The sequence below is a fragment of the Halosimplex marinum genome (assembly GCF_051414075.1).
GTDB classification, from domain to species: Archaea; Halobacteriota; Halobacteria; order Halobacteriales; family Haloarculaceae; genus Halosimplex; species Halosimplex marinum.
The window spans coordinates 143,147-164,819 of the sequence record NZ_JBLKNY010000003.1; the positions used below are offsets into that span (position 1 = coordinate 143,147).

Annotated in this window: 21 protein-coding genes; 12 read left to right on the forward strand and 9 right to left on the reverse strand. The window is 69.2% G+C overall.

The genetic code is table 11. From position 1 onward, the window contains the following. Nucleotides 1–142 precede the first annotated feature (142 nt). On the reverse strand, nucleotides 143–886 hold the full coding sequence (locus ACMGFI_RS01680; protein ID WP_436906880.1) for a ribonuclease H-like domain-containing protein: 744 nt from the start codon (nucleotides 884–886) through the stop codon (nucleotides 143–145). Nucleotides 887–1,028: 142 nt separating this feature from the next. Here ACMGFI_RS01680 and ACMGFI_RS01685 point away from each other — a divergent pair, with 142 nt between their 5' ends. The 3 genes from ACMGFI_RS01685 to ACMGFI_RS01695 all read left to right on the forward strand — a co-directional run bounded on the left by ACMGFI_RS01685 (nucleotide 1,029) and on the right by ACMGFI_RS01695 (nucleotide 4,169). Next, nucleotides 1,029–2,012, forward strand: coding sequence for a DUF7537 family lipoprotein (locus ACMGFI_RS01685; protein ID WP_436906882.1), 984 nt, complete (start codon nucleotides 1,029–1,031; stop codon nucleotides 2,010–2,012). Continuing rightward, the gene (locus tag ACMGFI_RS01690; RefSeq protein WP_436906884.1) at nucleotides 2,009–2,941 is read left to right on the forward strand and encodes a DUF7537 family lipoprotein; all 933 of its coding nucleotides are present in this window, start codon (nucleotides 2,009–2,011) and stop codon (nucleotides 2,939–2,941) included. The genes ACMGFI_RS01685 and ACMGFI_RS01690 overlap by 4 nt, the downstream gene beginning before the upstream one ends. A 145-nt stretch (nucleotides 2,942–3,086) precedes the next feature. Further along, on the forward strand, nucleotides 3,087–4,169 hold the full coding sequence (locus ACMGFI_RS01695) for a type II glyceraldehyde-3-phosphate dehydrogenase (RefSeq protein ID WP_436906885.1): 1,083 nt from the start codon (nucleotides 3,087–3,089) through the stop codon (nucleotides 4,167–4,169). 56 nt (nucleotides 4,170–4,225) lie between these two features. Here ACMGFI_RS01695 and ACMGFI_RS01700 read toward each other — a convergent pair whose 3' ends face one another. Further along, a complete protein-coding gene (locus tag ACMGFI_RS01700; RefSeq protein ID WP_436906887.1) occupies nucleotides 4,226–4,753 on the reverse strand; it encodes a metallophosphoesterase in 528 nt (175 codons plus the stop codon). A gap of 125 nt (nucleotides 4,754–4,878) precedes the next feature. Between ACMGFI_RS01700 and ACMGFI_RS01705 the strand changes: the two genes are divergently transcribed. Next, a complete protein-coding gene (locus ACMGFI_RS01705; RefSeq protein WP_436906889.1) occupies nucleotides 4,879–5,046 on the forward strand; it encodes a hypothetical protein in 168 nt (55 codons plus the stop codon). Nucleotides 5,047–5,056: 10 nt separating this feature from the next. On the opposite strand, the gene ACMGFI_RS01710 is transcribed toward ACMGFI_RS01705, so the two are convergent. The 4 genes from ACMGFI_RS01710 to ACMGFI_RS01725 all read right to left on the reverse strand — a co-directional run bounded on the left by ACMGFI_RS01710 (nucleotide 5,057) and on the right by ACMGFI_RS01725 (nucleotide 9,284). Then, entirely contained in the window at nucleotides 5,057–6,265 is a 1,209-nt protein-coding gene (locus tag ACMGFI_RS01710; protein WP_436906891.1) for a phosphoglycerate kinase, read from the reverse strand. A 118-nt stretch (nucleotides 6,266–6,383) separates the two neighbouring features. Further along, on the reverse strand, nucleotides 6,384–6,542 hold the full coding sequence (locus ACMGFI_RS01715; RefSeq protein ID WP_436906893.1) for a hypothetical protein: 159 nt from the start codon (nucleotides 6,540–6,542) through the stop codon (nucleotides 6,384–6,386). Between the two features lie 641 nt (nucleotides 6,543–7,183). Next, complete coding sequence (gene gap, locus ACMGFI_RS01720; RefSeq protein ID WP_436906895.1) at nucleotides 7,184–8,203, reverse strand: type I glyceraldehyde-3-phosphate dehydrogenase; 1,020 nt, start codon at nucleotides 8,201–8,203, stop codon at nucleotides 7,184–7,186. Between the two features lie 127 nt (nucleotides 8,204–8,330). Beyond that, on the reverse strand, nucleotides 8,331–9,284 hold the full coding sequence (locus tag ACMGFI_RS01725; RefSeq protein WP_436906897.1) for a M48 family metallopeptidase: 954 nt from the start codon (nucleotides 9,282–9,284) through the stop codon (nucleotides 8,331–8,333). Between the two features lie 152 nt (nucleotides 9,285–9,436). Between ACMGFI_RS01725 and ACMGFI_RS01730 the strand changes: the two genes are divergently transcribed. From ACMGFI_RS01730 to ACMGFI_RS01740, 3 genes are all read left to right on the forward strand, one after another. Beyond that, the gene (locus tag ACMGFI_RS01730; RefSeq protein ID WP_436906899.1) at nucleotides 9,437–9,724 is read left to right on the forward strand and encodes a ribbon-helix-helix domain-containing protein; all 288 of its coding nucleotides are present in this window, start codon (nucleotides 9,437–9,439) and stop codon (nucleotides 9,722–9,724) included. Beyond that, nucleotides 9,717–9,998 carry a type II toxin-antitoxin system RelE family toxin gene (locus ACMGFI_RS01735; RefSeq protein ID WP_436906901.1) on the forward strand — a complete coding sequence of 94 codons (282 nt, stop codon included), beginning with the start codon at nucleotides 9,717–9,719 and terminating at the stop codon, nucleotides 9,996–9,998. The genes ACMGFI_RS01730 and ACMGFI_RS01735 overlap by 8 nt, the downstream gene beginning before the upstream one ends. 76 nt (nucleotides 9,999–10,074) lie before the next feature. Then, entirely contained in the window at nucleotides 10,075–10,437 is a 363-nt protein-coding gene (locus ACMGFI_RS01740) for a hypothetical protein (protein WP_436906903.1), read from the forward strand. 35 nt (nucleotides 10,438–10,472) lie between these two features. Here the strand turns inward: ACMGFI_RS01740 and ACMGFI_RS01745 are convergent, their stop codons facing one another. Both ACMGFI_RS01745 and ACMGFI_RS01750 read right to left on the reverse strand, forming a co-directional pair. Continuing rightward, a complete protein-coding gene (locus ACMGFI_RS01745; protein ID WP_436906905.1) occupies nucleotides 10,473–12,194 on the reverse strand; it encodes a CRTAC1 family protein in 1,722 nt (573 codons plus the stop codon). After that, a complete protein-coding gene (locus ACMGFI_RS01750; RefSeq protein WP_436906907.1) occupies nucleotides 12,191–13,549 on the reverse strand; it encodes a DUF7405 family protein in 1,359 nt (452 codons plus the stop codon). Before ACMGFI_RS01750 ends, ACMGFI_RS01745 begins: the two co-directional genes overlap by 4 nt. Before the next feature lie 572 nt (nucleotides 13,550–14,121). Here ACMGFI_RS01750 and ACMGFI_RS01755 point away from each other — a divergent pair. The 5 genes from ACMGFI_RS01755 to ACMGFI_RS01775 all read left to right on the forward strand — a co-directional run bounded on the left by ACMGFI_RS01755 (nucleotide 14,122) and on the right by ACMGFI_RS01775 (nucleotide 20,664). After that, entirely contained in the window at nucleotides 14,122–15,954 is a 1,833-nt protein-coding gene (locus tag ACMGFI_RS01755) for an ABC transporter substrate-binding protein (RefSeq protein ID WP_436906909.1), read from the forward strand. Between the two features lie 119 nt (nucleotides 15,955–16,073). Then, a complete protein-coding gene (locus ACMGFI_RS01760) occupies nucleotides 16,074–17,078 on the forward strand; it encodes an ABC transporter permease (RefSeq protein WP_436906911.1) in 1,005 nt (334 codons plus the stop codon). Further along, nucleotides 17,056–18,084: an ABC transporter permease gene (locus ACMGFI_RS01765; RefSeq protein ID WP_436906913.1), complete on the forward strand. Its 1,029-nt coding sequence runs from the start codon at nucleotides 17,056–17,058 to the stop codon at nucleotides 18,082–18,084. Before ACMGFI_RS01760 ends, ACMGFI_RS01765 begins: the two co-directional genes overlap by 23 nt. Continuing rightward, nucleotides 18,085–20,325, forward strand: coding sequence for an ABC transporter ATP-binding protein (locus tag ACMGFI_RS01770; protein WP_436906915.1), 2,241 nt, complete (start codon nucleotides 18,085–18,087; stop codon nucleotides 20,323–20,325). A 105-nt stretch (nucleotides 20,326–20,430) separates the two neighbouring features. Continuing rightward, a complete protein-coding gene (locus tag ACMGFI_RS01775; protein ID WP_436906917.1) occupies nucleotides 20,431–20,664 on the forward strand; it encodes a hypothetical protein in 234 nt (77 codons plus the stop codon). A 49-nt stretch (nucleotides 20,665–20,713) separates the two neighbouring features. Here ACMGFI_RS01775 and ACMGFI_RS01780 read toward each other — a convergent pair whose 3' ends face one another. Then, nucleotides 20,714–21,625: a HEAT repeat domain-containing protein gene (locus tag ACMGFI_RS01780; RefSeq protein WP_436906919.1), complete on the reverse strand. Its 912-nt coding sequence runs from the start codon at nucleotides 21,623–21,625 to the stop codon at nucleotides 20,714–20,716. Nucleotides 21,626–21,673 lie beyond the last annotated feature (48 nt).

Below are 21,673 nucleotides of genomic sequence, written 5' to 3' on the forward strand. Positions count from 1 at the left end.
CGTTAAGTTTCTTTAGATCCCGAGTGCGAACGGGTCGCACCCACCGGGCGCGACCGCGGGCGGCCCCACACTCACCACCGCAACGCGACGGCCCCGCTACGGGACGGGAGAGCGCCGCTCTCCGGAGCGGGCGACCCGCCGCTCACTCCGGGGCGACGAACACGTCGCTGTGGAGGCGGTCGGTCACGCGGTCGGCGAGCGCGCGGAGGTTCTCGGTGTCGTCGCGGTTGTACGACACCAGCGTCTCCAGCGCCGACTCGTCGCCCCGCTCGTACTCGCGCCACAGCCGGACGGCGTCCTCGCCGGACAGGTCCGGGCGGTCGCGGTCGATGCCCGTCTCCCGCTCGATGGCCTTCAGTCCGCCGGTCAGCCCCAGGCGTCGACAGGGGTACATCAGGTCGACGTGCGGAACGTCCACGTCCACGCCGAACGCCGATTCGAGGAAGGGCACGTCGAAGCGCTTGCCGTTGAACGTCACGAGCAGGTTCGCGTCGTCGAGCCGGCGCTGGAGCCGGGCGGCCGTCAGGTCCCGCCCGGCGACCAGCGTCTCTGTCTCGCCGGGGGTGTGCAGGCCTACGACCGTCACGTCGTCGCGCCCCTGGTCGAGCCCAGTCGTCTCGATGTCGAGGAAGCAGGCGTCCTCGCGGAAGTTCTCGTAGCAGCGCCAGTGGCTGCCGGAGGGGAACCGCTCCCGGAAGAAGGCGGCGTCGCCGTCGTCCAGCCGCTCGGCGGCCGTCGCGACGAACGACTCGATGTTCTCGGCCTGCCGGGCGCCGACGGCCGACGGGTCGAACGCGTCCCAGCGGGTGACCCCCGCCTCCCACAGCGACCGCTCGGTCCGCTCGCCCACGCCGTCGACCGGGATGAAGCTGTTCTCGATGCGCACACCCCACAGGTTCGTCCCGGCCGTCTTGGCCCTTTCGGGAGCGACCGGCGAGCGCGCCCGAGCGCCGCGCTGGCGGCGCGACTGGCCGGCCGGCGCGCACCTCGCCGCGCCGTTTATGTGCGACTCGTCCCAACGTCCGACAATGGTCCGGCGGCTCGCGGTCGTCGCGGTGCTCGCGGTGGCGCTGGCCGGCTGTAGCGCGCTGTCCGGCGGTGGCGGGGGCGCGACGCCGGCGTCGACCGACACCGTGACGCCGATGGCCGTCCCGACGGACACGCCGGTCGAGACGCTGTCGCCGCCGCCGGGGGTCGCGCCGAACGGGAGCGTCGCGCCCGGCGCGCTGTTGCGGGCCCACTACGCGGCGCTCGACGGCCGGTCGTTCGGCTGGCGGCTGGACTACCGGCGGAGCGTCGAGGCGTCCGGACCGCCCGCCGCCGCGGCGGCCTCGAACGCCACCGTCGACGTGGCCGAGCGGCGACTCCGGGTCGCGGCCAACGGCTCGTATCGTCTCACCCTGCGGACAACGGGGGCAACCGGCGGGGCCGTCTACGCCGACGACACCGGCACGTACACCCGAACCGCCCGCGCGAACGGGTCCGCGTACCGCTCGGCCGGCGGCGAACTCGACTACCGCCACTACCTGCGGACCGCCCAGACGCTCGGGCGCTACTTCTCGGTCGAGGCGGCGACGCTCTCGACGGTCGAGCGGGACGGCCGAACCTACTACCGCGTCCACGTCACTCACCCGCCGCGGGCCCTGACCAACGGCCACGCCAAGCAGACGATCACCGACTACGCGGCGACGGCGTACGTGACCCGCGACGGACTGATCCGGGCGCTCGCCGTCGAGTACGAGTACCGCCTCCGCGACGACCTCGTCACCGTGTCGCTCCGCTCGGAGTTCCGCGCGGTCGGCGCGACGACCGTGACCCGCCCGGAGTGGGTCGCCGAGCTGACCGGCGACCGGACGGCGACCGCGACGCCGACGACCCCGTCCGGGACGCCGGCGACCACACCGTCGGGAGCACAGACGGCCGCTCCGGCCGGAACGCCGACGGCCGCGACGGGGGCGGAGACGGCGACCGCGCGCCCGCCGACCGCGACGGACGGAGGGAGCGGGCGATGAGTCCGGCAGTCGGACCGGATCGGGGAGAGCGCCGCGGGAGCGCGCTGCTGGCCGCGACCGCCCTCCTCGTGGTCCTCGCGGGCTGTAGCGTGTTCGCGGGCGGAGGCGAGCCGACGCCGGCCGAGACCGTCACGCCCGCGCCCGTGCCGGACTCCGCGTCGACCGACACGCCCCCGGCGGCGACGCCCAGGGAACGACTGGCCGCGTTCCCGGCCGTCTCGGCCGACGGCGAGGTCAACGCCAGCGGACTGTACGCCGCGCACGTCGCCCACCTGTCCGCGCACTCGTACACGCTGTCGTGGGAGCGGCGCACCGCGGGCGGGTCGGGGGCGATCACGCGGGAGTACGACCGGCGGATCGCCGTCGGGGCGGACGGGACCTTCCTGATCCGCAACGAGGACGGCGGCACGAACCTGACGCTCACCTACGGCGACCGCAAGAGCGCCTACCAGCGGGTCGTCTCCCCGAGCGGGACCGCGGTGTCGCCCGCGACGATGCGGCTGACCGGACCGGCCGGCCAGCGCTACGCCGAGGCCGTCTCCTTCGAGGTGCTCATGTTCGTCGAGACGGGGTACGACTCGGTGGACGTGGTGACCAGGGGCGGTCGGCCCTACGCGCGGATCGTCTCCGACCACGTCCCGCCGGCGATCCCCGAGACCTACAGCGCCTACGCCGTCCACGACTTCCGGGCGACGCTGTGGGTCGCCCCGGAGGGGTACGTGCGCGCGGTCCACTACGAGTTCGTCCTGCGCAACGTCGACGAGCGCATCGCAGTCGAGTGGCGCTACACCTACGACCGCGTCGGCGAGACGACCGTCGAACGCCCCGAGTGGGTCCCCGACGGCGCGCTCACTCCGTCGCCGACGCCTACCGCCGACCCGGCCCGGGTCCCGCCGGAGACGGCCGCCAACGCGTCAGCCGACGCCTGACCGCGCTCGCTATCGACACCGTGGTACCGCCTGACAACCACCACGTCAGCGCCGCTCACGCCGGAAATCCCTTTTTCGCTTCCGAGTTAATTTCTCGGAAATTGACGTGAAAAGAATTATGCCCGTCGCCGGCGAACCGGGAGGTATGATCCAGGTCGGCGTCAACGGGTACGGGACGATCGGCAAGCGCGTGGCGGACGCGATACGGGCCCAGCCGGACATGGCGGTCGCCGGCGTCGCCAAGAGGAGCCCGAACTTCGAGGCGAAGGTCGCGCTCGAGCGCGGCTACCCCCTCTACGCGGTCGACGGCGACCGGACCGACGACTTCGCCGCCGCCGGCTTCGACACCGCGGGGACCGTCGACGAACTCGTCGCGGGGAGCGACGTGGTGGTCGACGCCACGCCGGCCGGGATCGGCGCCGAGAACGCCGACCTGTACCGCGAGCACGACACGCCCGCGATCTTCCAGGGCGGCGAGGACGCCGACGTGGCCGAGGCGAGCTTCAACGCCCGCGCCAACTACGCGGCCGCCCGCGGCGCCGACGCCGTCCGCGTCGTCTCCTGCAACACGACCGGACTCTCGCGGCTGTTCGCCCCCATCGCGGAGGAGTTCGGGATCGAGAAGGCCCGCGTCACGCTCGTCCGCCGCGGCGGCGACCCCGGTCAGACCGACCGCGGGCCGATCAACGACACCCTGCCCGACCCCGTGGAGATCCCCTCCCACCACGGCCCCGACCTGAACACGGTCTTCCCGGACCTGGACGTGGACACGATGGGCATGAAGGTGCCCGCGACGCTGATGCACACCCACTCGGTCAACGTGACGCTCGCCTCCGAGGCCGACGCGGAGTCGGTCCGCGAACTGCTCGACGCGGAGTCACGGCTGGCCCTCGTCCCGCCGGAGCTGGACATCGACGGCGCGGGCAAGCTCAAGGAGTTCGCTCAGGACGCCGGCCGCCCGCGCGGGGACTGCTGGGAGAACTGCATCTGGGGCGAGTCGGTCACCGTCGAGGGACGGGACCTGTACCTGTTCCAGGCCATCCACCAGGAGGCCGACGTGGTGCCCGAAAACGTCGACGCCGTCCGCGCCGTCGCCGACACCGCCGACCGCGAGGAGAGCACGACACTCACCGAGGACGCGCTCGGCCTCGACGGGGGGATCGGCGGGTCGCTCCGCGACCCCGCCCGCTCGCCCGCCGTCGCCGACGGCGCGCTCGACGACGACTGACGCCGCCGCGTTTCCTCCGATCGGTACTCCGACCCGGTCCGCTCCGATCGCCGCCCCTACTCGATCCCCCCCGACAGCGTGAACCGTTCGAGGTCGTCGGACCCGGTGTCGACGACCCGGTCGGACCCCGTGTCGAGGACGACGGCGTAGTGGGGCCCGGGCGCGCCCTCGAAGGGGACGCCGCCCGGGTTGATCCGGACCGTGTCCTCGTACTCCTCGCGGACGAACTCGTGGGTGTGGCCGTGCAGCACGTAGTCGTAGCGGCCGCACTCGACCAGCGCGTCGACGACCGCGCCGCTGGTCCCGTGGTAGACGACGAACTCCCTGCCGTCGAACGTCAGCTCGGCCGTCTCGCCGTGGAAGGTGCCAAAGTCGTCGACCGTCTCGGCCAGCGCCCACTCGCCGTCGTTGTTGCCCCGGACCGCGTGGAACTCGAACGACGAAGCGAACGGCGTCGCCGAGAACGGGGCGACGATGTCCCCGCAGTGGACGACGGCGTCGCAACCCTCACGTTCGAAGGTCTCGACCGCCGCTTCGACGGCGTCCAGGTCGTCGTGCGTGTCGGAGACGATGCCGAGTCGCATGACCGGCCGTTCGCCCGGTCGGACAATCAACGTGTCCCTCTCAGGCGAGAGATTAACTCGCCGCCGAGTTACTTTATTTCACAGATTGAGGAAAGAAATTTACTCCTGGAGGCCGAGCGGGGCACATGGGAGACATCGGCGGAGACTGGACGCGGCGGCACGCACGAACCGTCCGGGAGGGCGAACGGGGTGGCACGCCATCGGGGGCGGACGCGGACGGCGGAGGAGTCGTCCGCGCGGACCCGCCGGCCGACGACTGGACCGCGCGACACGCCTGGTGTCGCCGCGCCTGACGCCGCTCTCCTACTCGCTCAGGACCTCGACGCCGACCAGCCGCTCGCCCGTCAGCGCGCGGATGTACGCGCCGCCGGCGATCGAGACGTGCCCGAAGTCGTCCTCGTCGAGCCCGTACATCTCGATGGCCCGGGAGGTGTCGCCGCCCCCGACCACGGAGAAACAGTCCGTCTCGGCGATCGCTTCGAGGACGCCGACGGTCCCGTCGGCGAACCGCTCGTCCTCGAACAGCCCGAGCGCCCCCTTGACGAAGACGGCCTCCGAACTGTCGATCACGGCGGCGTACTCTGAGACCGTATTCGACCCCACGTCGAGGAACGCCCGGTCTTTCTCCTCGATGTCGAGCACCTCGATCTCCGACCGCTCGCCGTCCTCGTCCTCGAAGGCCAGGTCGAGCGCCAGCCGGATCTGGTCGCCGTAGTCGTCGAGCAGACTGCGGATCGTCGTCTCGTTTTCCGCCCACTGGTCGTCGAAGAGATCCATCCCTTCGATGTCGCGCCCGACGGGCACGTCGGTCGCGCGCAGGAACAGTTCGCCCGCGATGCCGCCGAGGAGGAACGTGTCGACCTTGTCCTCCAGGGCGGTCATCACGTCGATCACGTCCGAGGCTTTCGTCCCGCCGACGACCATGGTCACCTCGCCGTCGAACTCCCGCTCGGCGATGGCCGTGTTGGCCTCGTACTCCGTCTCCATGACCCGACCCGCGTACGCGGGTAGCGCCAGCGGAAACCCCACGAGCGAGGCGTGGCTACGGTGGGCCGCCGAGTAGGCGTCGTTGACGTAGGCGTCGAACTCCGGCGCCAGCGCCCGCACGAACTCCGTCTCCGCCTTGACCGTCGGCTCCTCCTCCGGCAGCTCCTCGTCACACATCCGCGTGTTCTCCAGCAGGAGGATCTCCCCGCCTTCGAGGTCGTTGATCGCCGAGATGGCCCGGTCGCCGAACGTGTCCGGGACGAACTGGACGGGTTTCCCGACGTGCCGTCCCAGGATGTCGGCGTGCTGTTCGAGCGAGACGAACGTGTCTCGGCCGGGGCGGCCCTGGTGAGCCATGCAGACGACGGCGCAGTCGCGCTCCGCGAGTTCGCGCACGGTCTCGGCGTGGCGGGAGAACCGGCGGTTGTCCTGCACCTCGCCGCCCTCGACGGGGGAGTTCAGGTCGAGCCGCACGAGCACGCGCTGTCCGTCCGCCAGGTCGTCGAGCGTCTTGAACGAGGCCATGGTCTCGTTCGATCCGTCGCCCGGCGGCGAGAAAAAACGTCCGTTCGCTCGCGAAGCGTCGGTCACCCGTTTTCAGCCCGGCGGGCCCGCTCGCGCACCGAGCGCACACCGTGGCGGGTCACGTCTCGCTTTCCCCGACGTCGACCAGTTTCCGCCCCCCGCAGTTCGGGCAGCTGTCTCCGGCGGGGGTGTTCAGCGTGCCGTCGAAGTAGTACGAGGCGTAGACCCGGCCGCAGTCGGCGCATCTCGCGATCGTGGAACCGTCGCGCGTTGGCATCCGAGAACACCCTCAGTTCGGTTCGCTGTCGAACTCGCCTGCCGTGTCGGGGTCGTCGGTCCCGAGCGAGACGGCCGTGCCGGGAGGGGCAGGCGGGTCCGCGTTCGGTCCGTTTCCGGAGGCTCCGCCGACGGACCCCGTGTCGGTCGCCCCTCCCGGCGGAGAGGCCGACGCCGCGGGGTGGTCTTCGGATGCCTCCACCGCTCGGCCCACCGCATCGCTGGTCGATTCGCCACGACTGATCGGGTATCGCACTCCGTGATCTAGACACCGCGTCCGAATAAGGTGCGGTATTGAGTCACATCGTCACACGAATCCGAACCGAAACTCGCTGGGTCGGGGACGCGAACCGATCGCGGTCGACGGGAGTCAGTCAGGGGCAGCGGCGAGGACGACTGCGAGGGCGGCGCCCAGCCCGGCGCCCACTCCCGCGGTCGCCGCGAGGGGAGCGCCCAGGGTTCGACGGCGAGCGCGAGCAGGGCGCCGGCGGCGCCGCCGAGCCCCGCCGCGCTCGGAACCAGCCATCGGAGCCGTCCCGCGCTGTTGTACTCCTCGGGCCGTCGGCCGAGTTTCGATCGGAGGGGCATCGCCCTCTGCAGTTCGGGCCGAACGGCAAAAGCAGTTGGGGGATCGACAGGTAGTCAGTAGTCGGTGACGAACTCCGCCACGTCGAGCATCCGGTTGGAGAAGCCGAACTCGTTGTCGTACCAGGTGAGGATCTTCGTCATGCCGTTCACAACGTTGGTCGACTGGAGGTCGACGTACGACGAGTAGGGCGTCCCCTGGATGTCCGTCGAGACGACCTCGTCGTCGGTGACGCCGAGCACGCCCTCCAGCTCGCCCGCGGCGGCCTCGCGGAAGGCGTCGTTCACGTCGGCCTCCGTGACTTCCTCGTTCAGGTCGACGACGAACTCGGTGATCGAGCCGTTGGGGACCGGGACGCGGATGGCCATGCCGTCGAGTTTGCCCTCCAGTTCGGGCAGGACCTCGGTGGCGGCCTGGGCGGCGCCGGTCGAGGTCGGGACGATGTTCTCGGCGGCCGCGCGACCGCGGCGGGTCTTCGACTTGGGGCCGTCGACGAGGTTCTGCGAGCCGGTGTAGGCGTGGACGGTCGTCAGCTGGCCGGCCTCGATGCCGAAGCGCTCGTGGAGGACCTTCGCGACGGGCGTGACGGAGTTGGTCGTGCAGGAGGCGTTCGAGACCACGTCCTCGCCGTCGTACTCGTCGTGGTTGACGCCGTAGACGATCTGCTTGACCGGCTTCTCGCCCTTCGGCGGCGCGGAGATGACGACCGTGTCCGCCCCGGCGTCGAGGTGTTTGCTCGCGTCGTCGTAGTTGCGGAAGATGCCGGTCGCCTCGAAGGCCACGTCCACGTCCAGTTCGTCCCACGGGAGTTCGGCGGGGTCGGTCTCGCCGTGGACCGAGGCGCCGAAGTCGGTGCCGTCGACGGTCATGACGCCGTCGTCGAGGGTCACGCCGTCGAGCGTCCCCATCACCGTGTCGTACTTCGCGAGGTACTCGATGTCGTCGTCGTCCATCACGTCGTTGATGCCGACGACCTCCACGCGCGGGTCCCCGAGCGACGCGCGGAAGACGTTGCGCCCGATGCGGCCGAAGCCGTTCAGACCGATGCGTACGGTCCCCTCGTCGGATTCACTCATGCTGAATAGAACGTCTCCCGAGGCGAGTATAGGGTTTTCGAATACGGAACAGACGGCTCGCCCGTTCACGCGCGGAGATCCCGACATCGGTCGCCGCAGTCACCCGAACAGACGCCGACGGGGCGAGTCACGGCCGACCGCGTTCGACCCGGACCCGCCGGTCGCGTTCGGCCCGTTCGCGGAGGCGTTCGACCCGCTCGTCCGTGGCGGGGTGGGTCGACAGCATCCGCGTCAGCGGGCCCTCCTCCTCGCCGTTGACGTACAGCGGGGAGAGCAGCGACCACGGCCCCTCGCTGGCGCGTTCGATCTTCCGGAGCGCCCGCGCCAGCGCCAGCGGGTCGCCGGTCACCTCCGCCGCGCGGTCGTCGGCCGCGAACTCCCGCCGCCGGGAGTGAGCCAGAAGCGCCAGCGTCAGCGCGAAGAAGACCAGCGACACCGCCCCGACGACCGCCCGCTGGAGCTTGCCCGGGACCGTCCGCGTCCACGCCTCCGGCCGCCCGCGGATCCACGCCACACCGCGGGCCAGCCCCGCGCCGAGGAGTAGCACCGGCGCGAGGGCCAGGACCGCGACCCCCGACAGCGTCTGCAACACGCTGTAACCGAACGTCTGGACCAGGCTGTCCTTGCGCTCGATGTGGGCCAGTTCGTGCGCGAGGATGGCCGACAGCTCGTCGAAGGTCAGCAGCGAGAACAGCCGCCGGTCGACGACGACCTGGCCGCGGCCGAACCCCCCGCCCAGCGCCAGGGCGTTGGGCTTGCCCATCTCCGCGACCAGCACGTCCGGTCGCTCGATGCCCATCTCGTCGCTGAACCCGGCCAGCCGCCGGTAGAGGGTCGGCGCCCGCCCCTCCGGCAGCTCCCACACCCGCAGGCTCCGGAGGATCTGGGCGGTGCCGACCCGGTAGCTGACGAACGCGAAGACGACCGTCAGGACCGCCAGGTACAGCGCCAGCGTCGACAGCGGCGGCCTGACCGCCCAGACGGCCCGCGCCAGCTCGTAGACGAGGTAGGCGCCGGCCAGGTACACCGCCAGCGTCAGCACGCCGACGACGACCATCAGCCCGCGGAGCACCCAGCGCATACCTGATCGTCGGTGCGGGTCCCCCAAAACGCTTGCCGGCGACGGCGCCGATCCGATGCGAACGACGCGCCTGTCGCCCCGAATCAGCGACGCTCGGTACGGGAGAACGACACCGACGTAACGCTTATCCACACACAAATTCAACACGAAGTATGGCAGAAGCGGAATCCTCGCCCGAGAAGAAGACCGTGAACATCCGGATGACGGAGACGTTTCTGGAGGACGTCGACGCGACGTGGGAGGAGCACGGCTTCAACAGCCGGAGCGAGTTCATTCGGTCCGTGCTCCGCGACGCGCTCAAACATCCCGAGTTCAACCGCGCCGACCTGAAAGCGATGCTCACCAGCGAAGCGGAGATCCGTGAGGGGCGAACGCACAGCAGCGACGAGGTGAAGGCCGAGTACGGTCTCGACGGGGCGACGCGCGACAGCGATGAGTGAGTGGGACTGGGAACTCACCGACACGGCACGGCGGGACTTCGACGGGCTCGACGAGCACGCGCGCGACCGGGTCGCCAGCAAACTCGACGAGATCGTGACGGACCAGTGGCGAGAACCGCCCGAACATCTCGAACCGCTACAGGGCGCCCCCCACCAGAAGCTCCGCGTCGGCCCGTTTCGGCTCGGATGTCGGGCTGACCGCACCGAAGATATCCTCTACGTCCTGCGGATCCGGAAACGCGGCGACGACGCGTATCGCGGTGACGACGATTGATCGACCCCCACACGAGAGCGAACAGAACGCTCCGAGAGCCCACACGCTCATACCGTTCGGCGTCCACGTAGCGCGCATGGACGGGGACACGATGCTGAACCTGGTCGGGGCGGCCATCGTGGTGGCCGTGGTCGGCGGGCTGGTGGTTGTCGGACTCAACATCGCGGGCGGGAGCGGGGGGACCCAGGCGCCCGACGCGAACTGGACGGTCGAGCGGGTCAACGACACCGCCGTCCGGATCACCCACGCCGGCGGCGAGCCGGTGCGAACCGACGACCTCACCGTGCGCGTCGAGAGCTACCGGCGGGCGACCGACTGGAGCGACCCCGTGACCGAGTCCGAGAGCACGGTCGTCCAGGCGAGCGAAGGGTCGATCGTCCGGATCGTCTGGAGTCCGGGGCGAGGCGACGACGTGATCATGCACAGCGAGCGGGTCTAAACACTGAACGAGTCGGAACGACCCGCGCGCCGCCGTCACTCCCCGCTCGCGCTGGTGAAGTTGGCGACCACTTCGACGCCGTCGGGGCCGATCCGGTAGCGCCGGTCGGCGTCGAGTTCGACCGTCCGCTCGCTCCCGTCGGGCCAGGTCACGTCGACGGTCGCCGCGTCGGCGTCGCCCAGCCCGACGTGGGTGACCGGCGAGTCCTGCGAGATGAAGTCGCTCCGGGAGTTCTGCCAGACGGCGGTCTCCTGACCGTCGACGGTGACCGTCGCGTTGGCCCCGATGGCGACCGCGCCCTCGTCGTCGACGATCTCGAACTGGACGGCGCCGGCGGGCGCTGACGCATTGGTTCCCCTATCAGTGTCCGGCGACCGGACGGTGTTCTCGTAGACGGCGTAGGGGCCGTGGTAGTCGGCGATGATCACGTCCTGGTCGCCGTCGCGGTCGTAGTCCATCGTCACCATCCCGCGGCCGTCCTGCTCGCGGAGGCCCCGCTCGGAGGCGTCGAGGCGGGTGAAGTTGTCGCCGCCGCGCTCCCAGACCATCGGGAGCGTGAAGACCGGGCCGGACTGGTTGAGCGCGACGACCTTCTGAGTGGTGTGGAACAGGTCCCGATCCCCGTCGTTGTCGAGGTCGGTCATACTGGCAGCCCAGCCCCACCCGCCCTCGCGGACGCCGTAGGCGTCGGCGCGGTCGACGAACTCGCCGTCGCCCTCGTTGACGAGCATCGTGTTGCCCTTCGTCCGCCCGGAGTGGATGACGTACCGGAGGAACCGCTTGAGCCGCTCGTAGCGGTCCGGCGAGAGCGTCTCCCGGGAGGCCGGGATGTCGATGTTGGTGACGAACACGTCCGGCCGGCCGTCGCGGTTCACGTCGTTGATCTCCGAGGCCATGCCGTTGCGGGCGGTGGCGCCGCCGAGCTGGATCTGCCGGAAGGTGCCGTCGCCCTGGTTGAGGTAGACGGTGTCGTTGTTGTAGTCGTTGGCGACGTGGATGTCGGGGCGGCCGTCGCCGGTCAGGTCGACGAAGCTGGCCGCGAGGCTCCAGCGGTCGCCGGTGATGCCCGTCCCGTCGACGCGCTCGAAGCGGTCAGCGCCCGATTCGCCCGTGTTCTCGAAGAGGACGTTGGGGTTGCCGTTGTCGTCTTCGACGGACCTGTTGGTCGAGAAGTAGCCGGCCGGGCGCTCGTCGGCCCAGTCGCCCGACTGGTAGACGAAGAGATCGCGGTCGCCGTCGCCGTCGTAGTCGGCGACAGCCGCCCCGAGCGGGTGGGTGAAGTTGCCGAGGCCGACCTCGGTCCGCTCGAAGCTCCCCCCGTCATTGTGGAAGGCGACCGCGGGGCCGTCCTTCGCGAGCAGGATCAGGTCGCGCCAGCCGTCGCCGTCGTAGTCGACGAACGCGGCGCTCTTGAACTCCCGTTCGAGCCCGTCGAGTTCGCCAGTGCGCTCGAAGGCGCCGCCGGTGTTCCGGAAGAGGGCGGGGCGCTCGCCGCCGACGGCGAGCAGGTCCTGCCAGCCGTCGTTGTCGATGTCGGCGGCGAAGACGCCGTTGTTGCCGTTGCCGGCGGCGCCGGTGCCGGTCCCGTTGTACGCGAGACCCGCCTCGTCGGTGGCCTCGACGAACCCGATCTCGGCGCTCGGCGCCTCGTCGTCCCCGCCGTCGAGGAAACCGGGGGCGGCCGAACAGCCGGAGACGACGAGCGCCGCCGCGACGGCGACGGTGAGGAGGGCTCGCCGGAGCGAGTCCCCTGTCATGCGTCGATCCCCGTCGGGAGCGCGCGCCGGGGGCGGGGCGGCACGAGCAGCGTCGCGCGGTGGAGCGTCTCCAGGTAGTCGATGATGCCGTGGTCGTCGGCCGACAGGTCGTCGTCGTACTCGTCGGGGTTCATCGCCTTGCGGGTCTCGACGAAGTCGTCGACGTGGCGCTGGAGGCCGGTGAAGTTGAACTCCGTCCGGTCGGTGTCGGTGGCGACCCCCTCCGAGCGCCGGAGGATCGTCGGGACGAACTCGTCGTCGCGTGCGCGTGCGACCTTCTGTGTGTGGCCGACGCGGCCGTACTCCTCGGCGAACTCCTCGACGCTGTGGGCGTTCTCCTCGGTGATCCCGCTCGTGGCGCCGAGCTTCTCGCCGATCTCGCCGATCTCGTCGGTGCCGTGGGCAGGGCAGAACATCTCGGCCGCCCGCTCCTCGTGTGGCTGGTCGTACCAGCGGTCGAGGTCGATGCCGAGCCGGGAGACGGCCATCGTCGTCCCGCCGGCGAACGGTCCCTCACGGATGGTGATCCGGTCCTCGGAGGGCTGGCTGTCGCGGTAGCCGGACTTGAACCCCATCGACAGCGGGGCCGACTCCGGAATCTCCTCGTTGTCCAGCACGTCGGCGGGGATGCCCTTGCCGACCATCCCCGTTCGGCGGGCCGTCTTCGAGAAGACGCCCTCGAAGGTGTCGGTCACCTCGACGCCGTTGACCGTCTCGATCTCGCCGAACAGCGCCGCCTCGGCGGCCATGACGACCGATCCGATATCGCTGTTCATGAGCAGGACGGCGTCGAAGTCGTCGGCCTTCGCGGGGTCCTCGCCGACCTCCCGGAGCACGTCCTCGGCCGGGACCAGCTGTTCGGGGGCGGCGCCGGTCCGCTCGAAGTAGGACGCGGAGTAGCCGATCATGAAGAGCAGTCCCTGCGTGAACGACGCCGAGGGGTTCCCACCGGTCCCCCACTGGAAGGCGGATTCGAGCGTCCGCAGGGCCCCCTCGACCTGCTCGCGCTCGGCCTCGGTCGGCGGCGTCGACCCCTCGTAGGAGAGCCCGAGGATCAGCTGTTGCTGCGGGATGACGGTGTTGCCGTGGGCGTCGTGGACGACCGCGTAGTTCCAGGCGTGCTGGCGCTCGGAGAGGGCGTCGGGGTTGCCCGACGGGACCGACAGGTCGAACGCCGTGTCCGTCCCGGTCGGCGTCCCGCCGGCGCTCCCGTCCCCCTCGGCGGTGTCGGAGGCGGTCCCCACCAGATCCCGTTCCCGTTCCTGACACGCCGAGAGCGCGCTCGCCCCACCGATGGCGACGGCGGCCGCGACGAACTCCCGGCGGCCGATGCCGCGCTCGCTGTCCGGTGACATTTGCACGAGGTTAGTCGGTCCGGGTGAAAAACCCTTCTACGAACGGTCACGCCGGTTGCCACGTCCCACCGACGGACGGCGGCCGGAAGCCGGACTCGCACCCCGGGAACCTGGGACGGCGTCCGCCCCAGTTTCGGTGACGACGAGATCCTTTCGACCCAGCCCACGGCGGTGCGCGCGCGAGCGCGTCTCCCGAACTATCGTACCCCCTGTTCGCCCACCCGTTCAGATATGCCGAACCTTCGTTCTGCTCTATCGCGGAGACGCATATACCCGTGTCGGAACGATCGGAACTCAACGGGGCGTAATTCCGGTGATAGAAGGTGAACAATTCCGGCAGGGGACGCGAGAACGACGGCGAGACGGTTCCGTTCTCCGAAACACCGCCGGCGAGCTGTCGGAGCGGGGGTCGTTCCCGGTCGCGGTCGATCGGTATCGACCGAAAGCCCCGATATCGGGCCTATTGAAGGGCCTGCGCGCCCGTCTCTGACTGGACCTCGGCAGTGATCGACCGAACGAGTCGGGTGCCTTCCAAAAACCTTATTAACTGTTATCGTATATCAACCACAGGCATGTCTGACAGTACCAACGAGTACAGCGATGTCGTAGACCGCCGGAAGTTCCTGACACTCGCGGGAGCGTCCGGTGCCGCTGCACTCGCAGGGTGTGGTGGCGGGGGCGGAACACCGACCGACGACGGATCCGACGGTGGAGACGGCGGCGACGGTGGAGACGGCGGCGACGGTGGAGACGGCGGCGACGGCGGCAGCACGAACGTCGTCGACCAGGTCCACGCGAGCGGTCTCCAGGCCGACCCGACGAACCGAACGCTCAATTCACACAACACGCAGATCTCCTCGGAGCCGGCAAACCGGCTGGCGTTCGACCGCTACGCTGCGTACTCCTTCGAGACCCAGGAGTTCCAGCTCGCGGCGCTGGACGACTGGGAGTTCGAGGGCGAGACGGTCACGCTGACGTTCCGCGAGGACCTCAAGTGGTCCGACGGGAGCGACGTGACCACCGAGGACATCGACGTGCAGTTCCAGATCCTCGAGAAGATCGGCAGCGCCATCTGGGGCTACGTCGAGAGCACCGAAGTCGTCGACGACTACACCTTCCAGCTGAACCTCACGGGCCCGACCAACCCGCTGATGGTCAAACACCAGCTGGGGAACATGTGGATCGACACGCCGGCGGCTGCCTACGAGCAGTTCGTCGACGCCGACGCCGCCGAGATCCAGCAGTGGAACTGGGAGGAGAGCGACACCGAGGTCATCACGAGCGGCGCGTGGGCGTACGTCGACAAGAACCAGCAGCAGTGGAACTTCGAGCGCAACGAGGAGTTCCACAGCATCGACAACGTCAACTTCTCGACCTACCGGTTCGACTCCTATCAGGAGGCCTCGGTACCCCAGCAGGACTTCACCACGGGCGGCAAGCGCTTCGACAGCATCTGGAGCATGTTCGCCGCGCCGGAGACGGTCAACGCCTTCCAGGACTACGTCATGGAGATCCAGACCATCCCGGCCAAGTGGGGCTACGGGATGATCTTCAACCACGACGACCCCATCTTCGGCGACCGCGCGGTCCGCCAGGCGATCGCCCACATCGTCAACCGCGAGGAACTCGTCGCCAACGCGGGTCCCCGCACGAAGTTCCCGGCGTCGGTCCCCTGCGGGATCGCCCCCAAGGACATCGACACCTGGCTCGGCGACACCAAGAGCAACTTCGAGGACTACGGCGTCGGCTCCACGAACACCGAGGAGGCCACCCAGATCCTCGAAGAGGCCGGCTACTCGAAGCAGAACGGCACGTGGACGAGCCCCGACGGCGAACCCGTCCAGGCCGACTACCTGACGCCCGGCGGGTGGACCGACTTCACGACGATGACCGAGACCATCGTCGACCGCCTCAACGAGTTCGGCTTCGACCTCTCGGTCGCGTCGCGTCCCACCTCCGACTGGCAGGGCGCGTTCATCGACAGTAACTTCAAGGTCGGGACGCTGTACTGGCTGCCCGGCCAGGCCCGGTCGTCGTTCCCGTACTTCCCGCTGCGCCACCAGCTCGCGCTGTCGGCGTTCAACGGGGGGCACAACTACGACACCGAGTCCGAACAGACCATCCCGGCGATGAGCGGCGACGGCGAGATGACGTTCAACCCGCTGGAGAAGGTCGAGGAGATCGCGACCAAACCGACGACCGAGGAGGCGCGGCCGATCGTCCAGGAGGCCGCCTGGCACAACAACTACGACCTGCCGATGCTCTCGCTGGTCTCGAAGTTCGAGCAGTCGTGGGTCACCACCGACGAGTGGAACGTCTCCATCGAGGAGGGCGACCCCGCTCGCGGTATCAAGTGGCCCCCGTTCTGGTGGCCGCGCCAGGGCAAGCTGACCGCCCAGGAGTAACGGACTCCACGCCCACCAGCTGATGGAGAAAGCATCGCCCGGTCTCGCACCGAACCGCTTCTCACGACGCGAGTCGTTAGACCTTAGAGTGCTGGCTGTCAATACCGACAATAAGACGCATGGTTAACTACTACGTGCGGCGGACAGCGCGGGTGTTCATCACGATCTTCGGGGTCATGTCGCTCACCTTCGGGCTGATCCGCCTGCTTCCGGGAGGACCGTTCACGCAGCTGCGGACGCAGTTGCTCCGGCAGGGCATTCCGCCCGAGCAGGTCAACGAGCAGATCGCGAACCTGCAGAACGTCCGGCCGGACGCGCCGCTGTGGCAACAGTACATCGACTACATGATATCGGCGATCCAGCTCGACCTGGGTACGTCGATCAAATACAGCGAGCCCGTCGCGGCGATCATCGCCGATGCGGCGCCGTGGACGATATTCGTCGTCGTCGTCTCGACGATACTGATGTTCATCTTCGGGATCCTCCTGGGCGCGATCCAGGCCTACTGGGAGGGGTCGAAGTTCGACACCATCGCCTCCTCGCTGTCGATCATGGGAATGTCGATCCCCTTCTACGTGGCAGCGATCCTGCTGCTGCTGTTCGTGTCGTACCGCTGGGGGCTATTGCCCGCGTCGGGGACGGCCAACCCCAACATCGAGAACCACTGGAGCCTGGGCTACGCGATCAGCGTCCTCCGATACGGCACCCTGCCGATACTGTCGTACACGATCGTGGGGGTCGGCGGACAGGCGCTCGCGATGCGCGGCAACAGCATCCAGGTGCTGGGCGAGGACTTCGTGGAGGTCGCCAGGCTGCGTGGCCTCTCCGACGGTCGGATCGCGACCCGCTACGTCGCCCGCAACGCCATCCTCCCGATGTACACCGGGTTCCTGCTGTTGCTGGGCTTCCGGCTTGGCGGCACCGTGATCCTCGAGCAGATCTTCAACTACCCGGGACTGGGCCTGTACTTGCTCGACGCGGTCAACTCCAACGACTACCCGCTGATGATGGGGACGTTCCTCGTCATCACGGTGGCGCTGGTCGTCGGCGTGTACGTCGCCGACCTGACCTACAGCAAGATCGACCCGCGGATCAGCGCAGGTGATTCCAGTGAAGCATACTGAATCCGACGCCCCCACGGAGGGGCTCGACTGGCAGAGCGAGAGCAGCGGCGCGGACATGACGCGGGGGGACCGGCTCCGCGAGTTCTACGAGCGGAGCATCTACGAGCCCGCGGTCGTCGCGTGGGCCGATATGCGGACCCGCGTGGGACTCCTGTTGCTCAGCGTCTACCTGGCGATCGCGGGGGTCGCGGTCCTCGGCCTGTGGCGCGAACCGACATCGAGTCAGGCGCCGCGGCTGCTCGGGATGTTCGAGAACTGGTCGTACCCGCTGGGGACGACCTCCGCGGGCGTCGACCTGACCGCGGAGCTCGTCCACGCGACGCCGGACATCCTGATAATGGTGCTGGCCGGCGGCGTCTGGGCGACCGGCCTCGCCGTCCTCGTCGGCACCCTCGCGGGATACAAGGGCGGCCGGGTCGACACCGTGTTGATGTCCATCTCGGACTTCTTCATGGCCATCCCGGGGCTCCCGCTGGTGATCATCCTCGCGATCACGTTCAGCCCGGAGAACCCGGTCCTGGTCGGCGTCGTCCTGACGATCAACTACTGGGCCGGGCTGGGCCGGTCGCTGCGCTCGCAGGTGCTGACCATCCGCGAGGACAGCTACGTCGAAGCCTCCCGGACGATGGGGACCGGCACGCTCCGGATCCTCCGCAAGGACGTGATCCCGAACCTGATGCCGTACGTGACGGTGAACTTCGTGTTCGCCGCCCGCTACACCATCTTCGCGTCGGTCGGGCTGTACTTCCTCGGCGTGCTGCCCTACAGCCAGCCGACCTGGGGCGTGACGCTGGCGCGGGCACAGTCCAACGGCGCGCTGTTCGTGCCCGAGGCGGCCCACTGGCTGATCGCGCCGATGGTATTCATCGTCGGCCTGGCGCTGGCGCTGATCCTCCTGGGACAGGGCCTCGACCGGGTGTTCAACCCGCGGGTCCGCACCCGGATGGCCGGCGAGTCCGAATCGACCGCGGAGGACGACGGGACGATAACGGGAGGGACGCTCTAGATGGCAACCGATCAACGATCCGGCTCGAACGCGGCGGTACAGTCCACGGTCGAGGACCCGATCGTCGAGGTCTCCAACGCGAAGGTGACCTTCGACGGCGGCGACACGTACGTCCTTGACGACGTGAGCCTCGACATCGAACGCGACGAGGTGCTGGGGATCGTCGGCGAGTCCGGCTCGGGCAAGTCGATGTTCGCATCGGCGCTGCTGGACTCGATCCCCGACCCCGGCGTGCTCACCGGCGAGATCCTCTACCACCCCGAGGACGGCGGCACGGTCGACGTGCTCGAACAGAGCGACGAGGAACTGCGGCAGTTCCGCTGGGAGGAGATCTCGATGGTCTTCCAGGGGGCGATGTCCTCGTTCAACCCGACGATGAAGGTCGGGACCCACTTCAAGGAGACGCTGAAGGCCCACGACGCGAACGTCGACGACGGGATGGCCTTCGCGCGCGAGCTACTGGAGGACCTGTACCTCGAACCGGAGCGCGTGCTCGATTCCTATCCGCACGAGCTGTCCGGCGGGATGCAACAGCGCGCGCTGATCGCGCTGTCGCTGGTGCTCGAACCGGAGGTGCTCGTGATGGACGAGCCGACGGCCGCGCTCGACCTGCTCATGCAGCGGTCGATCCTGATGCTGCTCAACGACCTCCAGGAGAGCTACGACCTGACGCTCGCCTTCATCACCCACGACCTGCCGCTGATCACGGCGCTGGCCGACCGGATGAGCATCATCTACGCGTTCCAGTTCGTCGAGGTGGGGCCCCGCGACCGGATCATCGCGGACGCGGGACACCCCTACACGAGGGCGCTGTTGAACGCCACGCCGAACCTCGACGCGCCGCTGTCGGAGATGCAGCCCATCGAGGGCGAGGGTCCCGCGCCGGTCAACGTCCCCGAGGGGTGTAGCTTCCACCCGCGGTGTCCGCTCGCGACCGAGGAGTGCGTCAGTGACGACCCGCCCCTCGAAGACATCGGAGAGGACCACCGCACGGCCTGTCACCACTGGGAGCAGGCCCAGGAGGAGATCACCCTCAACTACGGCGAGAGCGAGGCCGACCCCGAGTTCGAGGCGAGCACCGACCGGGACGTGGCCGCGCGGACCGGCGAACAGCCGGTCCTGTCGCTCGAGGACGTCGAGGTCCACTTCGAGGAGGAACAGGGGCTGTTCAACTTCTTCGGCGACGACTCGGAGGTCGTCAAGGCGGTCGACGGCGTCGACCTGGACATCTACGAGAACGACGTGGTCGCGCTGCTGGGCGAGTCCGGCTGCGGGAAGACGACGCTGGGCAAGACCGCTATCGGCCTGCAGCGGCCGACCGGCGGCAGCGTCAACTACCGCGGCCAGGACATCTGGGAGGCCAAGGACGGCGACGGCGACATCGATTACGACGAGATCCGCCAGGCGCTGCAGATCATCCACCAGGACCCGGGGAGTTCGCTCAACCCGAACCGTCGGATCATCGACATCCTCTCGGAACCGCTGCACCACACCCACCCGAACATCAGTCCCAACGAACGGCGCGACCGGATCTACTCGCTGCTCGATCGCGTCGGCATGAACCCGCCGGGTGACTTCGCCGACCGCTACCCCCACCAGCTGTCCGGCGGGGAGAAACAGCGGGTGGCGCTCACCCGGGCGTTGCTGATGAATCCCGACGCGATCCTCGCCGACGAGGCCATCAGCGCCGTCGACGTGAGCCTGCGCGTCGAGCTGATGGATCTGATGCTCGAACTGCAGGACGTGTTCGACACCTCGTTCCTGTTCATCAGCCACGACCTCTCGAACGCCCGCTACTTCACCGAGCACGGCGACGGCCGAATCGCGGTGATGTACCTCGGCGAGATCGTCGAGATCGGTAGCGCCGAGCGGCTGATCCAGGACCCGCGCCACCCCTACACGAAGGTGCTGCGGTGGGCGACCCCCTCGCTCCAGCTCGACGCGGTGGAGGCGGGCGAGCCGCCGATGCGCTCTATCGACGTGCCGGACCCGGTCGACCCGCCGAGCGGCTGCCGGTTCCACACCCGCTGTCCCGTCGCCAGGGAGGCCTGCACGCAGGAGAAACCGCCGCTGTACGACGTGGAGGGCGACGGCAGCGGCGCGGCCTGCTTCCGCGAGGACCCCGACCACGAGTACTGGGACAGCGAACCGCTGGAGGGGGCCGAGCGGGTCGGTCCCGACGAGGAGTTCGACACCGACACCACCTCGGACGAGTTCGGGGCCGAGGGCGCCTGGGACTGACGGCCCCCCGCGATCCGGGCCGGGTTCCGCCCCGCCGTCGTTCGGTGTCCCCCCGGCGGCACGCACAACCGGGAGCTTGAATACCGCGGACCGACACGCCCGAACGTGTCCCGCCGAACAACCGCGGTCGAGCTCGTCTGTGGTCAGCGCGAGCAGATCCCGGTAGCGCTGGCGGTCATGATCTCCATGAGCGTCCTGCTCGCGTTCTCGTTCGTGTTCGTCTCGCCGGGGGACGAGTCGTTCCCGATACTCGTGTTCGACGCGGTGCTGATCGTCGGGTCGACCGCCTTCTTCCTCGTGACGTACTACTACTGCACGAAGCGCGCGATGGACGACTAGAAGGTTCGACTGGTAGCGGGTCCGGTCGCGGAGGCCGGCAACCCCGGGGTTACTGTTCGTCGAGGAACGCGGCGGTCTCGGCGGCGAGGTCGGCGAGGTCCTCGTCGTCTTCGACGCGGGCGAGGTCTTCGAGCGGGCCGACCGCGCGGTCGTCCCCGAGGTGGCCCAGGGCGCGGACCGCTCGGGCCCGCACGATCTCGCGGTCGTGGTTGAGACAGGCGACCAGCGCGTCGTAGGCGCCGGCACCGGCGGCGGCCTCGGGGTCGGCCCGGGCGATCTCGCCGACCGCGTCGACGGCCGCGCCGACGACCGTCACGTCGGGCGTGTCGAACAGCCCGATGACCGCGTCGACGTGCTCGGCGGCCGCCTCGGGGGCGCCCTCGGCAGCGGCGGTTATCACGTTCGCCAGTCGCCCCTGCGACTGGATCAGTAGCTGGTGCTCCTGCTTGTCGTGTTCGAGCATCGTCTGCCGGGCCTCCTCGTCGTCGACCATGTCGATGCCCTCGCCGCGCTCGTAGGCGGGCGACCGGCCCTTGAGGACCGCCGCGATGCGGTCGAGGTGTGACGCCACCGCCTCCGGACGCTCCAGCACGACCTGGACGAGGATCTGCGTCCCCAGCAGTTCCAGCGAGTTGGCGTCGTGCTCGACCAGTGCGAACACCGACGACACGTCGTCGGCCAGCGCCTCGGGACGTTCCCGGGCGACGGCCAGCAGCGCCGTCCCCGCCTGCTGTGCGATCGTGGTCCGCTCGTCGTCCAGCAGCGCCAGGAGGTCGTCGACGAACGGGCGGATCTCGTCGGGGTCCTCCTTGGAGAGTCGCGACAGCGTCTGTACGGCCTCGTTTCGCCTGATGTTCGTCTCGGATGTGAGCGCCTCGCGGACCCGCTCGCGCTCGTCGTCGTCCAGCGATCCCGATCCGATGTCGACCCCCTCCAGCGGCGCGGACTCCTCGTCGGTCATACCGAACTCCAGCCCGTCGAGCGACAAATACGTGTGGATATCGATACC

Coding starts and splice junctions, on each gene's coding strand:
- ACMGFI_RS01685 (WP_436906882.1), top strand. CDS start 1,029: ATGGTCCGGCGGCTCGCGGTCGTCGCGGTGCTCGCGGTGGCGCTGGCC.
- ACMGFI_RS01690 (WP_436906884.1), top strand. CDS start 2,009: ATGAGTCCGGCAGTCGGACCGGATCGGGGAGAGCGCCGCGGGAGCGCG.
- ACMGFI_RS01695 (WP_436906885.1), top strand. CDS start 3,087: ATGATCCAGGTCGGCGTCAACGGGTACGGGACGATCGGCAAGCGCGTG.
- ACMGFI_RS01700 (WP_436906887.1), bottom strand. CDS start 4,753: ATGCGACTCGGCATCGTCTCCGACACGCACGACGACCTGGACGCCGTC.
- ACMGFI_RS01705 (WP_436906889.1), top strand. CDS start 4,879: ATGGGAGACATCGGCGGAGACTGGACGCGGCGGCACGCACGAACCGTC.
- ACMGFI_RS01710 (WP_436906891.1), bottom strand. CDS start 6,265: ATGGCCTCGTTCAAGACGCTCGACGACCTGGCGGACGGACAGCGCGTG.
- ACMGFI_RS01715 (WP_436906893.1), bottom strand. CDS start 6,542: ATGCCAACGCGCGACGGTTCCACGATCGCGAGATGCGCCGACTGCGGC.
- gap (WP_436906895.1), bottom strand. CDS start 8,203: ATGAGTGAATCCGACGAGGGGACCGTACGCATCGGTCTGAACGGCTTC.
- ACMGFI_RS01725 (WP_436906897.1), bottom strand. CDS start 9,284: ATGCGCTGGGTGCTCCGCGGGCTGATGGTCGTCGTCGGCGTGCTGACG.
- ACMGFI_RS01730 (WP_436906899.1), top strand. CDS start 9,437: ATGGCAGAAGCGGAATCCTCGCCCGAGAAGAAGACCGTGAACATCCGG.
- ACMGFI_RS01735 (WP_436906901.1), top strand. CDS start 9,717: ATGAGTGAGTGGGACTGGGAACTCACCGACACGGCACGGCGGGACTTC.
- ACMGFI_RS01740 (WP_436906903.1), top strand. CDS start 10,075: ATGGACGGGGACACGATGCTGAACCTGGTCGGGGCGGCCATCGTGGTG.
- ACMGFI_RS01745 (WP_436906905.1), bottom strand. CDS start 12,194: ATGACAGGGGACTCGCTCCGGCGAGCCCTCCTCACCGTCGCCGTCGCG.
- ACMGFI_RS01750 (WP_436906907.1), bottom strand. CDS start 13,549: ATGTCACCGGACAGCGAGCGCGGCATCGGCCGCCGGGAGTTCGTCGCG.
- ACMGFI_RS01755 (WP_436906909.1), top strand. CDS start 14,122: ATGTCTGACAGTACCAACGAGTACAGCGATGTCGTAGACCGCCGGAAG.
- ACMGFI_RS01760 (WP_436906911.1), top strand. CDS start 16,074: ATGGTTAACTACTACGTGCGGCGGACAGCGCGGGTGTTCATCACGATC.
- ACMGFI_RS01770 (WP_436906915.1), top strand. CDS start 18,085: ATGGCAACCGATCAACGATCCGGCTCGAACGCGGCGGTACAGTCCACG.
- ACMGFI_RS01780 (WP_436906919.1), bottom strand. CDS start 21,625: ATGACCGACGAGGAGTCCGCGCCGCTGGAGGGGGTCGACATCGGATCG.